General features: G+C 57.4%; 20 protein-coding genes. 15 read left to right on the forward strand and 5 right to left on the reverse strand.

Features of this window, described 5'->3' with window-relative positions:
• Nucleotides 1–6: 6 nt before the first annotated feature.
• The 9 genes from coxB to Z946_RS0113365 all read left to right on the forward strand — a co-directional run bounded on the left by coxB (nt 7) and on the right by Z946_RS0113365 (nt 7601).
• Nucleotides 7–930, forward strand: a complete 924-nt coding sequence (gene coxB, locus Z946_RS0113325; protein WP_025056231.1) for a cytochrome c oxidase subunit II — start codon at nt 7–9, stop codon at nt 928–930.
• 130 nt (nt 931–1060) lie between these two features.
• Nucleotides 1061–1996 carry a heme o synthase gene (cyoE, locus tag Z946_RS0113330; protein WP_025056232.1) on the forward strand — a complete coding sequence of 312 codons (936 nt, stop codon included), beginning with the start codon at nt 1061–1063 and terminating at the stop codon, nt 1994–1996.
• The gene (locus Z946_RS0113335) at nt 1997–2182 is read left to right on the forward strand and encodes a hypothetical protein (protein ID WP_025056233.1); all 186 of its coding nucleotides are present in this window, start codon (nt 1997–1999) and stop codon (nt 2180–2182) included. It abuts the gene before it with no gap.
• The gene (locus tag Z946_RS0113340; protein ID WP_025056234.1) at nt 2182–2760 is read left to right on the forward strand and encodes a cytochrome c oxidase assembly protein; all 579 of its coding nucleotides are present in this window, start codon (nt 2182–2184) and stop codon (nt 2758–2760) included. Before Z946_RS0113335 ends, Z946_RS0113340 begins: the two co-directional genes overlap by 1 nt.
• A 16-nt stretch (nt 2761–2776) precedes the next feature.
• Entirely contained in the window at nt 2777–3589 is an 813-nt protein-coding gene (locus Z946_RS0113345; RefSeq protein WP_025056235.1) for a cytochrome c oxidase subunit 3, read from the forward strand.
• A gap of 97 nt (nt 3590–3686) precedes the next feature.
• Complete coding sequence (locus Z946_RS0113350; protein WP_025056236.1) at nt 3687–4364, forward strand: SURF1 family protein; 678 nt, start codon at nt 3687–3689, stop codon at nt 4362–4364.
• Nucleotides 4365–4369: 5 nt separating this feature from the next.
• A complete protein-coding gene (thrC, locus tag Z946_RS0113355; protein ID WP_025056237.1) occupies nt 4370–5758 on the forward strand; it encodes a threonine synthase in 1389 nt (462 codons plus the stop codon).
• The gene (locus tag Z946_RS0113360; protein ID WP_025056238.1) at nt 5755–7017 is read left to right on the forward strand and encodes a M16 family metallopeptidase; all 1263 of its coding nucleotides are present in this window, start codon (nt 5755–5757) and stop codon (nt 7015–7017) included. Before thrC ends, Z946_RS0113360 begins: the two co-directional genes overlap by 4 nt.
• Nucleotides 7017–7601, forward strand: a complete 585-nt coding sequence (locus Z946_RS0113365; protein ID WP_025056239.1) for a GNAT family N-acetyltransferase — start codon at nt 7017–7019, stop codon at nt 7599–7601. Before Z946_RS0113360 ends, Z946_RS0113365 begins: the two co-directional genes overlap by 1 nt.
• Nucleotides 7602–7605: 4 nt before the next feature.
• Here Z946_RS0113365 and Z946_RS0113370 read toward each other — a convergent pair whose 3' ends face one another.
• Nucleotides 7606–8922 carry a serine hydroxymethyltransferase gene (locus tag Z946_RS0113370; RefSeq protein ID WP_025056240.1) on the reverse strand — a complete coding sequence of 439 codons (1317 nt, stop codon included), beginning with the start codon at nt 8920–8922 and terminating at the stop codon, nt 7606–7608.
• 132 nt (nt 8923–9054) lie between these two features.
• Between Z946_RS0113370 and Z946_RS0113375 the strand changes: the two genes are divergently transcribed.
• Both Z946_RS0113375 and Z946_RS0113380 read left to right on the forward strand, forming a co-directional pair.
• Nucleotides 9055–9876, forward strand: coding sequence for an MBL fold metallo-hydrolase (locus tag Z946_RS0113375; RefSeq protein ID WP_025056241.1), 822 nt, complete (start codon nt 9055–9057; stop codon nt 9874–9876).
• A gap of 39 nt (nt 9877–9915) precedes the next feature.
• Complete coding sequence (locus tag Z946_RS0113380) at nt 9916–11331, forward strand: FAD-binding oxidoreductase (protein ID WP_025056242.1); 1416 nt, start codon at nt 9916–9918, stop codon at nt 11329–11331.
• On the opposite strand, the gene Z946_RS0113385 is transcribed toward Z946_RS0113380, so the two are convergent.
• The 3 genes from Z946_RS0113385 to Z946_RS0113395 form a co-directional block, all read right to left on the reverse strand.
• Nucleotides 11328–11858 carry an adenine phosphoribosyltransferase gene (locus Z946_RS0113385; protein WP_025056243.1) on the reverse strand — a complete coding sequence of 177 codons (531 nt, stop codon included), beginning with the start codon at nt 11856–11858 and terminating at the stop codon, nt 11328–11330. The two genes, Z946_RS0113380 and Z946_RS0113385, sit on opposite strands and share 4 nt — an antisense overlap.
• Nucleotides 11855–12484 carry a LysE family translocator gene (locus Z946_RS0113390; protein ID WP_025056244.1) on the reverse strand — a complete coding sequence of 210 codons (630 nt, stop codon included), beginning with the start codon at nt 12482–12484 and terminating at the stop codon, nt 11855–11857. The genes Z946_RS0113385 and Z946_RS0113390 overlap by 4 nt, the downstream gene beginning before the upstream one ends.
• 113 nt (nt 12485–12597) lie before the next feature.
• Nucleotides 12598–13470, reverse strand: a complete 873-nt coding sequence (locus tag Z946_RS0113395; protein WP_025056245.1) for an S-methyl-5'-thioadenosine phosphorylase — start codon at nt 13468–13470, stop codon at nt 12598–12600.
• 284 nt (nt 13471–13754) lie between these two features.
• On the opposite strand from Z946_RS0113395, the gene Z946_RS0113400 reads away from it, so the two are divergent.
• Entirely contained in the window at nt 13755–15416 is a 1662-nt protein-coding gene (locus tag Z946_RS0113400; RefSeq protein ID WP_025056246.1) for a SulP family inorganic anion transporter, read from the forward strand.
• Nucleotides 15417–15466: 50 nt separating this feature from the next.
• Nucleotides 15467–15868: an L-alanine exporter AlaE gene (gene alaE / locus Z946_RS0113405; RefSeq protein ID WP_160170281.1), complete on the forward strand. Its 402-nt coding sequence runs from the start codon at nt 15467–15469 to the stop codon at nt 15866–15868.
• A gap of 11 nt (nt 15869–15879) precedes the next feature.
• On the opposite strand, the gene Z946_RS0113410 is transcribed toward alaE, so the two are convergent.
• Complete coding sequence (locus Z946_RS0113410; RefSeq protein WP_025056248.1) at nt 15880–16485, reverse strand: flavin reductase family protein; 606 nt, start codon at nt 16483–16485, stop codon at nt 15880–15882.
• Between the two features lie 49 nt (nt 16486–16534).
• Here Z946_RS0113410 and Z946_RS0113415 point away from each other — a divergent pair, with 49 nt between their 5' ends.
• Together Z946_RS0113415 and Z946_RS0113420 are read left to right on the forward strand one after the other, a co-directional pair.
• Nucleotides 16535–17065, forward strand: a complete 531-nt coding sequence (locus Z946_RS0113415; RefSeq protein ID WP_052836150.1) for a GNAT family N-acetyltransferase — start codon at nt 16535–16537, stop codon at nt 17063–17065.
• Between the two features lie 52 nt (nt 17066–17117).
• On the forward strand, nt 17118–17885 hold the full coding sequence (locus Z946_RS0113420) for an EcsC family protein (RefSeq protein WP_025056250.1): 768 nt from the start codon (nt 17118–17120) through the stop codon (nt 17883–17885).
• Nucleotides 17886–17902 lie beyond the last annotated feature (17 nt).

Consider the following 17902-nt stretch of genomic DNA (forward strand, 5'->3'; position numbering starts at 1 on the left):
CGACACATGAAACAACTTCTCTCACTCAGTGCACTCATGGCCACCTTTTCTGCCCTTCCTGCCTTGGCGCAGGACGCGTTGCGGATCGACGGTCTTGAGGTGATTGGAACACCTGTAGACGGCAAAATGGGCTTTCAGCCCGCGGTCACGCGGTTGGCGCAAGATATTCACGATCTCGATTACCTGATTCTGGTGATCATCACCATTATCACTGTTTTCGTGACAGGTTTGATGGCCTGGGTCGTCATTCGCTACAACGCAAAGCGCAACCCGACGGCGGCCAGCTTTACACACCACACACCTGTTGAGGTGGCTTGGACCATCGGCCCGATCCTGATTCTGGTCCTTATCGGCGCGTATTCGTTGCCGATCCTGTTCCGCCAGCAGGAAATCCCGCAGGCTGACGTGACGATCAAGGCAATCGGCAACCAGTGGTACTGGTCTTATGAGTATGTTGACGACGGTTTTGGCTTTGACAGCTACATGATCGGCGCACCGGCCACGCTGACCTCCGAAGAGGAAGAGGCGGGTGCAATTGCAAACCGTTTGGATGACGTGATGGTCGCCAAGCTCGAAGAAGCTGGATATTCACGTAACGAGTGGCTTCTGGCCACCGATACAGCGGTTGTTGTTCCTGTCGGCAAAACGATCGTTATGCAGGTTACAGGGTCGGATGTGATCCACTCATGGACGATCCCTGCATTTGGCGTAAAACAGGACGCCGTTCCCGGTCGTCTGGCAGAACTGTGGTTCAGCGCTGAGAAAGAAGGCGTGTACTTTGGCCAATGTTCAGAGCTTTGCGGTCAGGCTCACGCTTATATGCCTATCACCGTGAAGGTCGTGTCCGAAGCGGCTTATCAAGAGTGGCTGGGCAACGCCAAAGAGGAATACGCGGGTATTCCCCAGACAGTTAAGGTCGCATCTAACTGAGACTGATGAATTGCAGGGTGGGGCAAAGTCCCACCCTCACCTATAACGGAAACGGAAGTTTTCGCTCGATACGACGCCAGGGCGCTTACATGCGCATGCGGCCCGAGACATGAACCTGCGGAAAAAACTGATGACTGATATGACCAACACACCTGCTGGCGAATACGAGGCGCAACTGGGCGATTATTTTGCCCTGCTCAAGCCGCGTGTGATGCAGCTCGTGGTCTTTACAGCAGTAGTGGGGATGCTTGCTGCGCCGACTTCGGTTCATCCGGTCGTTGGCTTTGCGTCGATCCTTTTTGTTGCCATCGGGGCAGGGGCCTCGGGTGCGCTGAACATGTGGTGGGATGCCGACATCGACGCGGTCATGCGCCGCACAGCAAAGCGCCCCATCCCCGCTGGAAAAGTACAACCGGGCGAAGCGCTTGCCCTAGGTGTTGCACTCTCAGGTCTGTCGGTGATGATGCTCGCGCTCAGCGCTAATCTGTTGGCTGCTGGTATGCTGCTGTTTACCATCCTGTTCTACGCGGTTGTCTATTCCATGTGGCTCAAGCGTGCGACCCCACAGAACATCGTAATCGGCGGTGCTGCGGGGGCGTTTCCGCCTGTCATCGGCTGGATCATCGCCACCGGCAGCTTCTCTGTCGAAGCGTGGTTGATGTTTGCCCTTATCTTCATGTGGACGCCGCCCCACTTCTGGGCGCTGGCGTTGTTCATGCGCTCTGACTATGACGATGCTGATGTGCCCATGCTTACGGTGACACATGGACGTCCGGCGACACGCCGCCATATCCTGATCTACACGATCCTGCTGGTCGTTCTTGCCGTTGGTACGGGGTTCACAGCCATTGGCGGCTACATCTATCTGACGGCTGCGGTTATCCTGAATGCGTTGTTCCTGCTGGGTGCTTACCGTATCTGGCAGCGTGACGAGGTGATGGCCGAAGAAGACAACTATCTGGTCGAGCGGAAATTCTTCCGTTTGTCCCTCTACTATCTGTTCTTGCATTTTGGCGCGATTCTGCTGGAAGCGACATTGCGCCCCTACGGTCTAGGAGGCTGGTAAATGGGTATTCGCGCCGAGCATGAGCTTCATGGCCGCCGCAAAGGCCGCAATACAGGCGTTGGTCTGATGTTGGCAGGATTTGTCGTGCTGATCATGATCCTGACATTCGTCAAGATTACTGAGACTGACTTTGCCCGCGCACCGGGCACAGCCAACACTGCCACCGGATCCGGAGGAACGGACTGATGGCACTTTCAGGCCCTGCTAAAACGGTTGCGCAAACTGTTTCCCTAGTTCTGGTGATGGGTGGTCTCGCCTGGGCCTCCGTTCCCTTCTACGATTGGTTCTGCCGGGTCACCGGATTTGGCGGTGTGCCGCAGCAGGTCTCCGCTGCCGGCGACGAGATTCTCGACAAGACAATCACCATCCGCTTTGATGGTACGCTCAACAACAACATGGCTTGGGAGTTCAAGCCGGTCGTGCGTGAAATGGAAGTCCGCATCGGTGAGACTGCGCTTGCGTTCTACGAGGCGCACAATCCGACAAGCCGCCCGATCGCGGGGCAGGCAAGCTATAATGTAACGCCCTATACTGCGGGCGCATTCTTCGACAAGATCGACTGCTTTTGCTTTACCGAGCAGGTGCTTGCGCCGGGTGAAACTGTGCAAATGCCGGTTAGCTTTTTTGTCGATCCTGAAATCGTCGCGGATCGTGACGGGAAGTATGTACACACCATCACGCTTTCCTATACATTCTACGAAATCGATCTGCCCGAGGGGTATGCCTCCCTCGATACGGCAGGCAGCACAACAGACCTGAATTAAGAAGGGGACGCACCAAATGGCCCATGCAAAGAACCACGACTACCACATCCTCGCCCCCTCAACATGGCCGCTTCTGGGCGCGCTTGCGGGCTTTGTTATGCTCTTCGGTGCTGTCCTGTGGATGCACGATATTACGCCCTTCCTGTTCTGGGGTGGTTTTGTTGCAACCCTCTATGTGATGTTCGGCTGGTGGCGTGAGGTTGTACTCGAAAGCCGCATTGGCGATCACACGGGCGTTGTGCGTCTGGGCCTGCGGTATGGCTTTATCCTGTTCATCATGTCCGAAGTGATGTTCTTTGTTGCGTGGTTCTGGACGTTCTTCAAACAGGCCATCTACCCGATGAACGAATACGTAGGTTCAGAGTATGTGCCGCCTGTGTTCGATCCGGTTAACGCATTTCACCTGCCCCTGATCAACACGCTCATCCTGCTGCTTTCAGGCTGTGCCGTGACATGGGCACACCACGCATTGGTGCACGAGAACAACCGTAAGGACGTTATCAACGGTCTCGCGATCTCTATCGTTTTGGGTGTCGCGTTTACAGCATTGCAAGCCTACGAATACGCCGAGCTGATCCTGCACCATGATTGGGTGTTTGGTGGCGATGCCTTCTTCTCTGCCTTCTTCATGGCAACAGGCTTTCACGGCATGCACGTGGTCATCGGAACGATCTTCCTGGCTGTTTGTCTGGTCCGGGCGATGAAGGGCGACTTCACCCCCGAGCAGCACGTCGGTTTCGAAGCTGCAGCATGGTACTGGCACTTCGTCGATGTGGTCTGGCTGTTTTTGTTCTTTGCCGTCTACATCTGGGGCGTCCCAGCGGTATAAACCGTCTTGGCGGGGTTGCATCTGACGCCCTGATATCTCAAAACCCAAGCGCGCAAAGATCACTTTGCGCGCTTTTTCTTTGTCTGCGAATGGCTCTATGAACCGCGCTCTTTTCCTTCTTGTCATCGGCCTCGGGGGTGCTGCCATACTGGTGGCGCTTGGCGTTTGGCAGGTTCAAAGACTGGCGTGGAAAGAAGGGGTCATCGCTACAATCGATGCCCGCATTCTGGACGCCCCCGTTGCCTTGCCAGAGACACCTGATCCGGACGAGGATGCCTATCTGCCCGTCGCCGTCACAGGCAAGATGACAGGCGAAACGTTGCGCGTGCTGGTGTCGCAGAAGGATCTTGGCGCAGGCTACCGGCTTATCACTGCGCTTGAACTGCGCGACCGCCGCGTCCTGCTTGACCGTGGATTTATTGTTACAGGCAACGCCGGTTTCACCACTCCCGTGGGGGAGGTAACCGTCACCGGCAATCTGCAATGGCCGCAGGAAACTGACAGCTACACGCCTGAGCCGGATATCAACAACAACATCTGGTTCGCCCGCGACGTACAGGCAATGGCCGATCTGCTGGGAACCGAACCGGTGATGGTTGTGGCCCGCACTGTGTCCGAGGATGATCCTGCCATCAGCCCCTTTCCAGTCGATACCAGTCGGATCCCGAACGATCACCTTCAATACGCTATTACCTGGTTCTCTTTGGCAGCCATCTGGTTGGCCATGTCCCTTTTGTTCCTGCGCCGCCGCCGCGCACCCAAATCCGAAAGCTGACTTTCATGCGCTATATCTCTACCCGTGGCTCAGCGCCCGTTTTGAGCTTTGAAGAAGCGATGCTAACCGGCCTTGCCCGCGATGGCGGTCTTTACGTTCCCGAAACGATCCCGACGCTGACTGCAGATCAGATTGCCGCCATGCAGGGACAATCCTACGAAGACGTGGCCTTTACCGTCATGCGTCCGTTTATAGGCGATACTTTTACAGACGACGAGTTCCGCGACTTGATCGCCAAGGCCTACGCCACTTTCGGGCATGCCGCGCGCGCGCCAATGGTTCAACTTGCGCCGAACCACTTCTTGCTTGAGCTCTTTCACGGGCCAACGCTTGCGTTCAAAGACTTTGCGATGCAGCTGATTGGTCAGATGTTCCAGCTGGCTTTGGGCCGCAAAGGGGAGCGCGTGACTATCGTTGGCGCAACGTCCGGCGATACAGGCTCTGCCGCGATTGAAGCGTTTCGCGGTCTCGACAACGTAGACGTCTTTATCCTTTATCCCCATGGCCGCGTGAGCGACGTTCAACGCAGGCAAATGACCACGCCAACCGAATCCAACGTGCACGCCCTGGCGGTCGATGGCGATTTCGACGACTGTCAGGCGCGGCTCAAGGACATGTTCAATGACTTCGAGTTCCGCGACGGCGTGCGCCTTGCTGGGGTAAACTCCATCAACTGGGGCCGTGTGCTTGCGCAGGTCGTTTATTACTTCACCGCCGCCACATCTCTTGGCGCGCCACTGCGAGAGGTCAGCTTTACCGTGCCGACGGGCAACTTCGGTGATATCTTTGCGGGCTACATCGCCAAGCGGATGGGATTGCCGATCAAGGAACTGGTCGTTGCAACCAACCAGAATGATATTCTGGACCGCTGTCTGAAAGGTCAGGGGTATCATAAGGGCACGGTTCACGCGTCGATCAGCCCGTCCATGGATATTCAGGTCAGTTCCAATTTCGAGCGTGCCTTGTTTGATGCCTATGATCGTGATGGCAATGCTGTCGCGCAGCTGATGTCCGAGCTTGGGCAGGGCGGGTTTGATGTGTCCCAAGGCGCGATGCAGGCGCTTCAGGACATCTACACCTCAGGACGCGCGTCCGAGGCGGAGACCACGCAAACTATCACCGATGCGCTGGCCACCACCGGAGAGCTTTTGTGCCCGCATTCCGCTGTCGGCGTGAAGGTAGCGCAGGAATTGCGCGATGAAGCGACGCCAATGATCACGTTGGCCACAGCGCATCCGGCGAAATTTCCGGATGCGGTTGAGGATGCTACAGGCATTCGGCCACCTCTGCCACGGCGCATGGCCGATCTGTTCGAGCGTGATGAACGCCTGACCCGTGTTGCCAATGATCTCGAGGCGCTGAAAACGCACATCAACGGGGTTCTCAACACATGAGCCTGCAAGAGCATCGCCTGCCCAACGGTTTTCGCATTGTAACAGAACATATGCCCGGCCTTGCCTCGGCCTCTATCGGCGTGTGGGTCAATGCAGGCGGGCGGCACGAGACGCCGCAGCAAAACGGCATTGCCCACTTTCTGGAGCATATGGCATTCAAAGGCACGGCCAAGCGGACATCTTTGCAGATTGCCGAAGCGATCGAGGACGTGGGAGGCTATATCAATGCCTACACCAGCCGCGAAGTCACAGCCTATTATGTCCGCGTTCTGGAGAACGATGTGGCGCTTGGTCTGGATGTCATCGCCGATATCTTGCGCAATCCCATTCTCGATCCGAACGAAATTGAGGTAGAGCGTGGCGTTATCCTGCAAGAAATCGGGCAGGCGCTCGATACACCTGATGATGTAATCTTTGACTGGTTGCAGGAGCAGGCCTATCCGGGACAGCCCTTGGGCCGGACCATCCTTGGACCGTCCGAGCGCGTATCGAGCTTTTCCCAGTCAGACCTGCAAGGTTTCATTGCGCAGCACTACGGACCAGAGCAGATGATTTTGGCCGCTGCCGGTGCTGTCGACCACGACGCGATTGTGAAGATGGCCGAAGACCTCTTTGGCGATATGCCTTCCAAGCCCTTGTTCGAGGTCCAGACCGCGCGTTTTCAGGGCGGTGAAACCCGCCAGATCAAGAAGCTCGAGCAGGCGCACTTTGCGCTCGGTTTCGAATCTCCGGGCTACCGCGCCGATGATATTTATGTCGCACAGATATATGCGTCGGCACTTGGCGGCGGCATGTCTTCGCGGCTGTTTCAGGAGATCCGCGAAAATCGTGGCCTGTGCTATACGATCTTTGCCCAAGCAGGTGCCCATGCCGATACCGGCATGACCACGATCTACGCCGGCACCTCGGGCGAACAATTGCCTGAACTTGCAAACATCACGATCGACGAGATGAAGCGTGCTGCTACCGATATGTCGCCGGCAGAAGTCGCGCGCGCGCGTGCGCAGATGAAAGCAGGTTTGTTGATGGGGCTGGAAAGCCCGTCGAACAGAGCCGAGCGTTTGGCGCGCCTGATCCAGATATGGGACCGCATTCCGCCGCTTTCCGAGACCATCGAAAAGATCGATGCAGTGACAACCGGCGATGTGCGCGATCTGGCCGAACGGATGGCCGCAGAGGCACCCGCTGCTCTGGCACTTTATGGTCCGGTCGAAGACGCGCCGGGTCTCGAAGACTTGCAAGCCCGCCGCGCCGCCTGATGATCCTGCTCAAGCGCAAATTGCGGATTGAGACCGAGCGGCTCACTTTGCGCCCACCGGTGCATGCGGACTACCGCGACTGGACCGCGCTGCGCGTGCGTAGCCGCGATTTTCTCAGCAAGTGGGAGCCGTCGTGGGCTCAGGATCATCTGAGCCGTAAAGCCTTTACCAACCGTGTCTATTGGGCGCAGCGCTCTGTCAGCAGTGGCAGTGCCTTGCCCCTTTTTCTTCTCCGCCGAGAAGATGACACGCTTATGGGGGCGATCACGCTCGACAACATCCGGCGCGGACCCGCCCAATCGGGGACGCTAGGCTATTGGACAGGAGAAACCTTTGCGCGGCAGGGCTATATGCGCGAGGCAATTCATGCGGTTGTCCATCATGCCTTCACCCGGCTGGACCTTAGCCGGATCGAGGCCGCCTGCCTGCCGGAGAACGCAGCCTCACGCGGGTTGCTTGAGAAAACAGGCTTCAAATACGAAGGCGTCGCACAAAGCTATTTGCAGATCGACGGGCGTTGGCGCACGCATGTGCTTTATGCTTCGCTGCGCAGTGATCGGCGGGGGAAGACGGACGTAGGCTAGGGCTTCAGCCTCCGACGAAATGCAGCGTTTGAAACTTCGCCCGCAATGCGCGTGTCTGTGGTGCCAGGGCGGCAGGATCATCAGACTTCAGCGCTTGCGCGATAAGCGATCCGATCCCGTCCACATCGTCAGGCCCTACCCCCCAACGCACAAGCTCCGGTGTGCCGATGCGCAATCCGTTCATGTCACCCGGCACCGGATCAATCGGCAATCCGATCCCGCACGCCAGAAAACCTGCTTTGCGAAGCGTCTTGCTCGCGGCTTGGCCACCGCCATAAGGTGCGGCTCTGACGGCGAATTGATGGGATTTGGTGATGCCCTGTTCGGTACGGAACACGGGTAGACCTTCTGCCTCCAGCTTGTCCGCGAGCGCCTGTGCAACGGTAATCATCTGCTTTGCATAGTCTTGGCCGAAGTCAATCCAGTCCAGCATCGTCAGTGCCAGCGCGGCAGATTTGGCCGCGTCAAAATTCGCCGTCATTCCCGGAAAGGCAATCGCGTCCAGCTTTTCGGCTATTTCCGCGTCGTTGCTTACGATCAAACCACCTGCCGGTCCGCCAAGGCTTTTGTAGGTGCTCATCGTCATCAGATGTGTTCCTTCGGCCAGCGGGTTACGCCATGCACGACCCGCGATGATGCCGCATTGATGTGCCGCATCGAACAGAACTTTGGCTCCCACAGCATCCGCGATGTCGCGTACTTCGGCTACCGGGTGTTCAAAGAGGTTGAGCGATGAGCCAATGGTAATTAACGCGGGCCGCACGTCCTGGGCCAAGGCACGCAGTCCCTCGATATCGACAGTGTAGCCGTCGGCGTTCACCGGTGCCTCAACTGTTTTCAATCCGAACAACCCTGCACAGCCCGCCGCGTGATGCGTCACGTGCCCCCCGACGCTCGCGGGCGGGGCGATGATTGTATCCCCCGGTTTACAGGTCGCCATGAACGCATAAAGGTTCGCCATCGCGCCCGAAGCAACGCGAATTTCGGCAAACTGGGCATCAAATACTTGGGCGCATAGGCTTGCGGCAATCACCTCGATCTCTTCAATCGCTTCCAGTCCCATTTCGTATTTGTCACCGGGGTAACCCAGCGAAGGACGCGTGCCGATACCTGACGACAGGATCGCTTCGGCACGCGGCGACATCACGTTGGTCGCAGGGTTCAGGTTGAAGCAATCGCGTTCATGGATGTTGCGGTTTTCCTCTGCCAAGTCGCCGATGCGCGCTGCGATATCCGAGGTGCTTTGCCCGTTTGTCCGTAGCGCCAACTTTTGCACCAGCGTCTCGCTCTTTTCAGGCACCCATGATCTTAATTGCAGCATCGTTGTCTCCTTGGCTCTTACCTACCCACCTATGCTGCAAAAACGAGCCCTGCCAAGCATGAATGATGGAATACTCCAGACATTTGCTGACCCAAGGGAAAGCCGTGCTATTCTGTCGTAAAGGGAGGCACCATGATGTTTCGTTTGATCCTTATACTGCTGCTCAGTTTTGCGGGCACAGCAAATGCCCAAGAACGCACACCCAGCCACTGTATCGCCTTGGCCAATTCGAACCCCGATTTCCACTATGTCACCCGTGCAAACCTGCCCGATGTGACCGAGGAAACGGTGCTGCTTCATTACATCGCACATGCTTCGTTTCTGATCCGCAGTCATGGCGGATTAAACATAGTGACCGATTTCACAGGCTTTACCGGCACACTGCCTTTCACGCCGGATGTGGTCACCATGAACCATGCCCACGACAGCCATTGGACGGCGTTCCCCGATCCCGCCATCCCGCATCCGCTTGAAGGATGGGGGCCGTTCGGGGAGGGTATCGAACACCGACTTGATCTGGGAGAAGTGCTGATACGCAATGTGTCCACGGACATCCGGTCCCAGTTTTCGGCCATCGAAGAGAACGGCAATTCAATTTTTGTTTTCGAGATGGCTGGTCTGTGCATCGGGCATCTGGGGCATCTGCACCATGCACCGGATGACGCGCAACATGCCGCGCTGGGGCGGCTGGATGTGGTGATGGCACCGGTTGATGGTGGCTATACACTGGATCAGCCAACGATGATTTCGGTGCTCAAACGGCTGAAATCTTCTATCGTCATCCCGATGCACTGGTTTTCAGATTTTGCGCTGGATGATTTCCTGACCGGAATGAGCGATGAGTTCACCATCGTGCGCACGGGTGGGCCTTCGCTGGTTGTTTCGCTTGACCGGTTGCCATCGCGCCCGACGATCATGGTGCTGCGGCCTTCCTATCTGAATGTGACACGATAGCATCTTGCATCCCGTGTCACGGCGCGGGATCAATAGCGCATGACATTGAATCCTGCTGACGCCGCCTTTCGCTCCCGCCTTTCCGCTGATCTGCCGGATGAGGTATTCCGCCCTGTTGAGGCGCGCTATCTTGAAGAACCGCGCGGACGCTATGCAGGGGCACAGGCGCTTTTGGCACAGCCGCGCACCACAGGCGAAGTCGCCACATTAATCCGTCACGCGGGCGAGGCTGGCGTCGGTGTTATTCCCTACGGCGGCGGCACCGGTTTGGTTGGGGGGCAAATCGCCTCTGAAGGGACGGCACCCTTGATCCTGTCGCTGGAGCGCATGAACAAGGTGCGCGACGTCTTTCCCGATGAGAACGTTCTGATCGCCGAGGCCGGTGTGATTCTGGCGGATGTGCAGGCTGCTGCAGATGCGGCGGACCGCCTGTTTCCACTTTCACTGGCGGCTGAAGGAACAGCCCGGATCGGGGGCAATCTGGCGACGAATGCGGGCGGAACAGGCGTGCTGCGCTATGGTAACGCACGTGATCTGTGTCTCGGGCTGGAAGCTGTGCTGCCTGATGGTCAGATTTGGAATGGCCTGACCCGACTGCGCAAGAACAATACCGGCTATGACCTGCGGCATCTGCTGATCGGGGCCGAGGGCACGCTGGGGGTTATTACTGCTGCCGCGCTCAAGCTGTTCCCGAAGCCTGCACGAAGCGGCACTGCGCTGCTGGTGGTCGACAGCCCGCGCGCGGCGCTTGATCTGCTGTCTCTGGCCCGCGCCCAATTGGGCGAGATGGTAAGTGCGTTTGAGCTGATGCACCGTCAGGGTTTCGAGTTCCTTACGGAAACCGGATTAGACGTGCGTCTGCCGTTTGACACCGCACCAGAATGGTGTGTCCTGATTGACGTAGGGCTGAGCGGTGATCTGAATCCGGAAGCGGCGCTTGAGGCGCTTTTTGTTGCGGCCAATGAGGCCGGGATCGTACCGGACGGCATCGTGGCGCAAAACGAAACACAGGCCGCGGCATTCTGGAAAGTGCGGGAAATGCTTCCCGAAGCGAACCGGCGCATCGGCTCTGTCTCGAGCCACGATGTGTCAGTACCCTTAAGCGCGATCCCTGAATTTATCCGCAAGGGTGGCGATGCGATTGCAGGCATAGGTGAGTTTCGCATCAATTGTTTTGGCCACGTGGGTGACGGTAATCTGCATTACAATGTCTTCCCGACGCCGGGAAAATCCCGTGCGGATCATGAAAACCAGCGACCGGCGATCAAAGCGGCGATCCACGACCTTATTCACGAAATGGGTGGCTCGATCAGTGCGGAGCACGGCATCGGGCGGCTCAAGGTCGAGGATCTGGAGCACTATGGTGATCCGGCAAAGCTGTCGGCCATGCGTGCGATCAAAGCAGCCCTTGACCCCAAAGGGATCATGAACCCCGGTGCGGTCCTGCGGGCCTAGTGGCCATCAAACGCGCACAGGGCGTGTACTTCCATGCCCATCGCTTCAAGCTTTTTGCGCCCGCCAAGTTCTGGCAGATCAATGATAAATGCGGTTGAGAAAATCTCGCCTCCCAACCGCTCTATCAATTTGATGCCGGCTTCGGCTGTGCCGCCTGTGGCAAGCAGATCGTCTACGACCAGAACCTTTTCGCCGGGCTGAATGGCATCGTCGTGGATTTCGACAATCGCTTCACCGTACTCAAGGGTATAGTCCTGACTGATTACCTTGCCGGGCAGCTTGCCTTTTTTGCGGATCGGCACGAAACCTACAGAAAGCTGGTGTGCAATGGCTCCTCCAAGGATGAAGCCCCGCGCCTCGAGCCCGACTACTTTGTCGATCTCCATCCCTGCGTAGGGATGAAGCATCTGGTCAATCGCCATGCGAAACCCGCGTGGGTCGGCAAATAAGGTGGTCACATCGCGGAACATGATGCCCTCGTGTGGGAAATCGACGATAGTGCGGATGTAGTCTTCGATCTTTTTCATGTGGTGCTCCGGCGTAGGGTGGCGGTAAGAATGCCCATTCCGATCAGCGCAGCACCGCCGCCGCGCGTAATCCAGGTTATGATCGACGGTCTGGCGATGATGCGGCGCAGACGGTCGGCCATCAGCGCATATGCAAAGGCGTTCAAGGCCGCAAGACCTACAAAGGTTGCAATCAGGATTGCGAACTGGGGCAGAAGGGGGGCCGCGGGCGATATAAATTGCGGTACAAAGGCAATGAAAAAGGCGATGGATTTCGGGTTGAGCGCGGTGACCGCCGCTGCATGACCAAAAACCTGACGTCCGGTAACATCCGCTTGCGCTGGCAGACTTAGCCCACCTGAGGGGGCCGAACGGATCAGTTTGATCCCGAGCCAAACCAGATATATGACACCGGCCCATTTGAGCACGGTAAACATCGTGGCAGAGGTGAGGACCAGCGCGCCCAGACCTGCAAGCGATGCGCTCATCGCGATCAGATCACCAAGCGCGACCCCCGCAGCAGAGGCAACGGCGACAGAGCGCCCTTTACTCAGTGCATAGCTCAATACCAGTAATACTGTAGGTCCGGGGATCAACAGGAGTGCTGTTGAGGCGGCAACGAAGGTGAGCCATAAATCGAGAGGCATCGGAAATCTCCTGTTTCGGATCGTGCTATCCAAGACAGCACAGCCTGCGCAATTCAAGCGTAAAGCCTGCCTTTGCAGGATTTCGCGGAATATCTTTCAGCCGCCATTCGGTTTCAGAGCATACGTCCGGCAACGGCGTCCAGCTTGGCCATCAGTGCAGGATCGCGTGCATCGGGCTGTGTCATAATCGCGAACTCTAGTGCCCGGTCGCATCCGTGCGGACAGGCAGCGCGGTCCTCCCCCAAAAGCTTTGGCAGGCCAGCAATTAGATTTCTCGCTTTGTCAGCATTGCCCATCAGCGTGGCGATAATCGCGGTTACGTCCACTTCGCCATGATCGGGATGCCAGCTGTCGTAGTCGGTGATCATTGCCACGGAAGCATAACAAAGCTCAGCCTCGCGGGCGAGTTTTGCTTCTGGCATATTGGTCATGCCAATCACATCGGCCCCCCAGCTTTCGCGGTACATTTTCGACTCAGCCAGCGTGGAGAACTGCGGCCCTTCCATCGCCAGATAGGTGCCACCGCGATGCACGTTGATGCCGCTGGCCTTGGCAGCCGTTTCGCAGGCGTCGCCAAGTCGGGGGCATGTCGGGTGTGCCACGCTGACATGGGCAACACATCCGGTGCCAAAGAATGATTTCTCACGCGCGAATGTGCGGTCAATGAATTGATCCACGATGACAAAGTCGCCCGGTGCCATTTCCTCGCGGAACGACCCGCAGGCAGAGACACTGATCACATCCGTGCAACCCAACCGTTTGAGCGCGTCGATGTTGGCGCGGTAGGGCACTGTACTGGGGCTGTGCACATGGCCTCGGCCGTGGCGCGGCAAAAATGCCATCTCTACCCCGTCCAAGGTGCCGGTCAGGATCGCGTCAGACGGCGCACCCCAAGGTGTCTCCACCGTGACCCAATCAGCGTCCTTCAGGCCGTCGATTTCATAAAGCCCTGATCCGCCGATCACCGCGATCTTGGTCTGTGTCATGGCCGTTCCCTTCAAACTTTTGCTCAGGCGCAGCAAGTCAGAGAGGCATGGTGATTTCAACCCCTGATGCGAGGGCCAAAGTCCGGCGAGACGATCACATTGTTGCGAAACGGAAGAGATGCGGCCATGACACTGAAGGGGCTCCATCTTGGCCGGTCTACATTCGTGTTGGTTCACGCACCGCAGACCCCGCTACCCTTGGCATCTTGGGCGAAGTGGTATAGCGAGCGCTCAAAGTGGCCTTATTGGGCCATATTCCCCGATTGATGATCAAAGGATGCCCGATGGCGCGCTCGATTTTTCATAGCTTTACCAAAAACCTTCAGGTGACCGACCTGCGCTGGATGCCCGATGACGGATTTTCGGTCAGCCGCTTGCGGATCGAGCTTCTGTCCGGCCTCACAGTTGCGCTGGCGCTTGTCCCCGAAGCGGTCGCCTTTGCTTTCGTTGCGGGTGTGCACCCGCTTGTCGGTCTCTACGCGGCGTTCCTTGTAGGTTTGATCACCGCATTGATCGGCGGTCGGCCGGGCATGATCTCGGGCGCTACTGGTGCACTTGCGGTTGTGATGGTCGCGTTGGTCTCCCAACACGGGGTTGAGTATCTTTTTGCGACCGTGATCCTGATGGGCCTATTGCAGGTTTTCGCCGGGGTGATGCAGTGGGGCAAATTCATCCGGCTGGTGCCGCATCCGGTGATGCTCGGGTTTGTTAACGGTCTGGCAATCGTGATCTTCCTTGCCCAGATGAGCCAGTTCAAAGTGCCCGGCACCATGGTCGACACAGGCCACGGAATGGGCGGCGGTGAATGGCTCTCGGGTCAGCCGTTATATCTGATGCTGGCACTTGTTGCGGCCACGATGGCGATCATCTGGGTAATGCCGCGTGTGACCAAGCTTATTCCTGCGCCTCTTGCCGGTATCGGCATTGTCGCGGCGGTTGTGATCTTTACCGGCATGGACGTGCCACGGGTTGGTGATCTAGCCTCTATCGAGGGTGGGTTGCCGATGCCGCATATGCCATTTGGCGATGGCCTTGGCCTTTACGGTACAGCGCTTGCGCCTTTCAACCTCGAGACGCTTTATATCATTCTGCCCTACGCCGTGATCCTTGCGGCCATTGGCCTGATTGAATCATTGCTGACGCTGAACCTGGTGGGGGATATGACCAACACACGTGGTGGTGCCTCTCAAGAATGTGTGGCGCAGGGTGTCGCAAATACGGTTACCGGCTTTTTTGGCGGTATGGGTGGTTGTGCGATGATTGGGCAATCCATGATCAATGTGAAATCTGGCGGTCGCACGCGGGTAGCAGGTATTGCTGCTGCGATCTTCCTTTTGCTTTTTATTCTTGTCGGATCGTCCGTGATTGAGCAGATCCCGCTGGCCGCACTTGTGGGTGTCATGTTCATGGTGGTGATCGGTACATTCGCTTGGAACTCGCTCACGATCCTGCGCAAAGTGCCGCTGACCGATGCCTTTGTCATCCTGTTGGTGACGGTTGTCACCGTATACGAAGACCTTGCCGTCGCGGTGGTTGTCGGTGTTATCGTTTCGGCGCTGGCCTACGCGTGGAACAACGCGCGCCGCATCCACGCCAAGACATACGTCACGCCAGAAGGCGCAAAAGTCTATCAGGTGCAAGGACCGCTGTTTTTCGGGTCTTCCGAAGGCTTTGCAGAACTCTTTGATGTGCAAAACGATCCGTCACTGGTGATTGTCGATTTTGCGGACAGCCGTGTGGTAGATCAGTCTGCACTGCAGTCTATCGAGGCAATTGCGGCGAAGTACGAAGGGGCGGGCAAACGGATCGAACTGCGTCACCTCAGCCCTGACTGCCACCGCCTGCTGACCAAAGCAGGCCACCTGATGGTCGATAGTGATGACGATCCTGATTACGAACTCGCTGTGGATTATGGGGTGCGCACGGGCATTCTGGGCGGGCACTGATCGGGCACAAGGGACCGGCAATTTATGTATTGGAGCCTTCGGAGTTGCGATTGACGATTGTCGACACGCTGACCACGATCGTTTTCTTTACGATGATTGCCGGCTTCACCGAGCTGTTTGTCGTCGGTATGGAACCTGTTGCGGTGCTTAAGACACGTGTCATCATGATACCAATGATGATCGTGACGGGGCGGCCTTACGGAGCATGGCGCGATTTGGTTTTCAAGAAAGCAAAGCCAGCGACCGCTTTAAGTAAATCAGTCGCTGACGGAGTGGCGTTTCTGTCGTTCCAGCTTCCTGTTTATGCTGCAACCTTGTGGATTGCCGGTGCCAGCGGTCGCGAGATCCTCGCGCTGCTGGCAACAACTTCCTTGCTTATGCTGTTGGTCAGCCGCCCCTTTGGTCTGGTGCTGGACACTGTACGCAAATGCGCAGGTGTCAGCGCCACCTGACTTGCCCGACTTCAGTCGTCTGGACGGGCTAGTTCAAACACCTCACGCACAAACGTATAATCGCGGTATCCAAGGCGCGATAGCGGTTGGTAGGTGGTCACGTCAAAGCGGCCATCTACGATGCAGTCGTCACGCATATGAACACCAATTACCTCACCAAAGACGGCAAAGTTTGCGGGCCCTTCGATCTGCACGATCTGGGTCATGCGGCACTCAAGGCTCGCTGGGGCATTTGCAACGCGCGCACAGTCAATCACATCACAGGCCGCCTTTTCGATACCCGCGTGGGCAAATTCGTCGGTTTCGTGAGGCAGGGTTGCCGAGGAAGCGTTCATCGCGTCACGCACGGCATATTCCACCACGTTCACACAAAAAACGCCGGTTTCACGGATGTTTGCCACGGAATCTTTGGTCCCATCCACATCATCCTTAACGCCAGTCGACGCGAACATGACCTGTGGCGGCGTGTAGGCGACACCGTTGAAGAACGAATAGGGTGCCAGATTATCGCGCCCTGCGCTGTCACGGGTCGAGATCCAGCCGATGGGGCGTGGCGTGACGATAGCATTGAAGGGATTATGAGGCAGGTTGTGGCCGTCTTCCGGGCGGTAGAACATGAAAGCTTCCTTTGTCGGTCTTTGTCGAATTGCGCCTATGCCTATCGCCATGATAGGGCGGTTGCCACGACAAAACAGAAGGCAAGGCGCTTTGTACCACCTCATTCCCGAAACGGCGGCAGATTACTGGGAGGTCGAGGCGCTTTATGACCTCTGTTTTGCGCCCGGACGCGAGGCGTTGTCTTCCTACCGTTTGCGCGATGGAATTACGCCGGTTGCAGGGCTTAGCCATGTCGCACGCGATGCTGATGGTATCCTCGGCGGTGCAATCCGTTACTGGCCGGTGCGGATCGGCGCGATAGAGGCGTTGCTGCTGGGCCCCGTCGCCGTCCACCCAACAAGGCAGGGTGAAGGGCTGGGACGTGCACTCATTGAGGAAAGCCTGCGCCATGCGGCCCCGCTCGGGTGGGACAGGGTGATGCTGGTGGGCGATGCGCCTTACTACGGTAGATTCGGGTTTGAACGGCTTGATAACGTCGTGATGCCACCGCCGACGAACCCCGAAAGGGTGCTGGGCAGAGCCTTGAGCGATGGCGCATGGGATGGCGTTCAAGGAGATGTTCGCCGCTGGGCGGATTGAATTACCCATCCGCAGGCCCCACTTACAAAGGGTCTCAAGGGAGTTAACGATCATGGACATCGACACCGATCTGCCGGCACATATTGACGTTGAAGTGCAGCTTGATGCGCTGGCGCAACGCTACAAAGCGGCGGGTGGCCTTGGGATTTCCGTGTTGAACCTGATCGGAGGCTCTGCCGAAAGCCTGATTGACCGATTGCCGGAAGGCGTGCGTGGGAACCTCGAAAGCGCCACGATATCCGCACTCAATCAGGCGATGAAAGCGGCCCATTCGAGCCGTTCCATTTTGCCGGATCAGAAAAGCTGGCTCAATCAGGTGGCGACAACCGCGATGGGCGCGGCTGGGGGCGCAGGCGGATTGCCAACCGCACTTGCGGAGCTGCCCGTCACAACGACACTACTTCTACGTGTCATTCAGGGCGTCGCGGTTGAGCATGGCTTTGATCCCGCTGCTGAAAACGTGCAGTTTGATTGTGTTCAGGTTTTCGCGGCAGCCGGCCCGCTTTCGGGCGACGATGGCGCTGATCTCGGCTTTCTGTCTGCGCGCATTGCGCTGTCGGGAAAAGCGATGCAGGCCGTTATTCACAAGATAGCGCCAAGGCTTGCCATTGTTATGGGGCAAAAGCTGGCCGCGCAGACAGTACCGGTGTTGGGGGCCGTTGCGGGTGCGGCGACGAACTATGCCTATACGAGCTATTACGAAGACATCGCACATGTGCATTTCGGCCTGCGCAAACTCGCTATAGATGCGGACGTGCCGCACGAGGACCTGATGGGACGACTGGCGGCGCGGATGGAAAAACCCGTCGTTAAAGCTTAACACGCGAGGCTGGCAGT

It is taken from the genome of Sulfitobacter noctilucicola (assembly GCF_000622385.1).
GTDB lineage: Bacteria > Pseudomonadota > Alphaproteobacteria > Rhodobacterales > Rhodobacteraceae > Sulfitobacter > Sulfitobacter noctilucicola.

Coding starts and splice junctions, on each gene's coding strand:
- Z946_RS0113415 (WP_052836150.1), top strand. CDS start 16,535: ATGATAGGGCGGTTGCCACGACAAAACAGAAGGCAAGGCGCTTTGTAC.
- Z946_RS0113335 (WP_025056233.1), top strand. CDS start 1,997: ATGGGTATTCGCGCCGAGCATGAGCTTCATGGCCGCCGCAAAGGCCGC.
- Z946_RS0113340 (WP_025056234.1), top strand. CDS start 2,182: ATGGCACTTTCAGGCCCTGCTAAAACGGTTGCGCAAACTGTTTCCCTA.
- coxB (WP_025056231.1), top strand. CDS start 7: ATGAAACAACTTCTCTCACTCAGTGCACTCATGGCCACCTTTTCTGCC.
- Z946_RS0113400 (WP_025056246.1), top strand. CDS start 13,755: ATGGCGCGCTCGATTTTTCATAGCTTTACCAAAAACCTTCAGGTGACC.
- Z946_RS0113410 (WP_025056248.1), bottom strand. CDS start 16,485: ATGTTCTACCGCCCGGAAGACGGCCACAACCTGCCTCATAATCCCTTC.
- cyoE (WP_025056232.1), top strand. CDS start 1,061: ATGACTGATATGACCAACACACCTGCTGGCGAATACGAGGCGCAACTG.
- Z946_RS0113385 (WP_025056243.1), bottom strand. CDS start 11,858: ATGAAAAAGATCGAAGACTACATCCGCACTATCGTCGATTTCCCACAC.
- Z946_RS0113390 (WP_025056244.1), bottom strand. CDS start 12,484: ATGCCTCTCGATTTATGGCTCACCTTCGTTGCCGCCTCAACAGCACTC.
- Z946_RS0113345 (WP_025056235.1), top strand. CDS start 2,777: ATGGCCCATGCAAAGAACCACGACTACCACATCCTCGCCCCCTCAACA.
- Z946_RS0113365 (WP_025056239.1), top strand. CDS start 7,017: ATGATCCTGCTCAAGCGCAAATTGCGGATTGAGACCGAGCGGCTCACT.
- Z946_RS0113420 (WP_025056250.1), top strand. CDS start 17,118: ATGGACATCGACACCGATCTGCCGGCACATATTGACGTTGAAGTGCAG.
- Z946_RS0113360 (WP_025056238.1), top strand. CDS start 5,755: ATGAGCCTGCAAGAGCATCGCCTGCCCAACGGTTTTCGCATTGTAACA.
- Z946_RS0113395 (WP_025056245.1), bottom strand. CDS start 13,470: ATGACACAGACCAAGATCGCGGTGATCGGCGGATCAGGGCTTTATGAA.
- Z946_RS0113370 (WP_025056240.1), bottom strand. CDS start 8,922: ATGCTGCAATTAAGATCATGGGTGCCTGAAAAGAGCGAGACGCTGGTG.
- Z946_RS0113375 (WP_025056241.1), top strand. CDS start 9,055: ATGATGTTTCGTTTGATCCTTATACTGCTGCTCAGTTTTGCGGGCACA.
- Z946_RS0113350 (WP_025056236.1), top strand. CDS start 3,687: ATGAACCGCGCTCTTTTCCTTCTTGTCATCGGCCTCGGGGGTGCTGCC.
- Z946_RS0113380 (WP_025056242.1), top strand. CDS start 9,916: ATGACATTGAATCCTGCTGACGCCGCCTTTCGCTCCCGCCTTTCCGCT.
- thrC (WP_025056237.1), top strand. CDS start 4,370: ATGCGCTATATCTCTACCCGTGGCTCAGCGCCCGTTTTGAGCTTTGAA.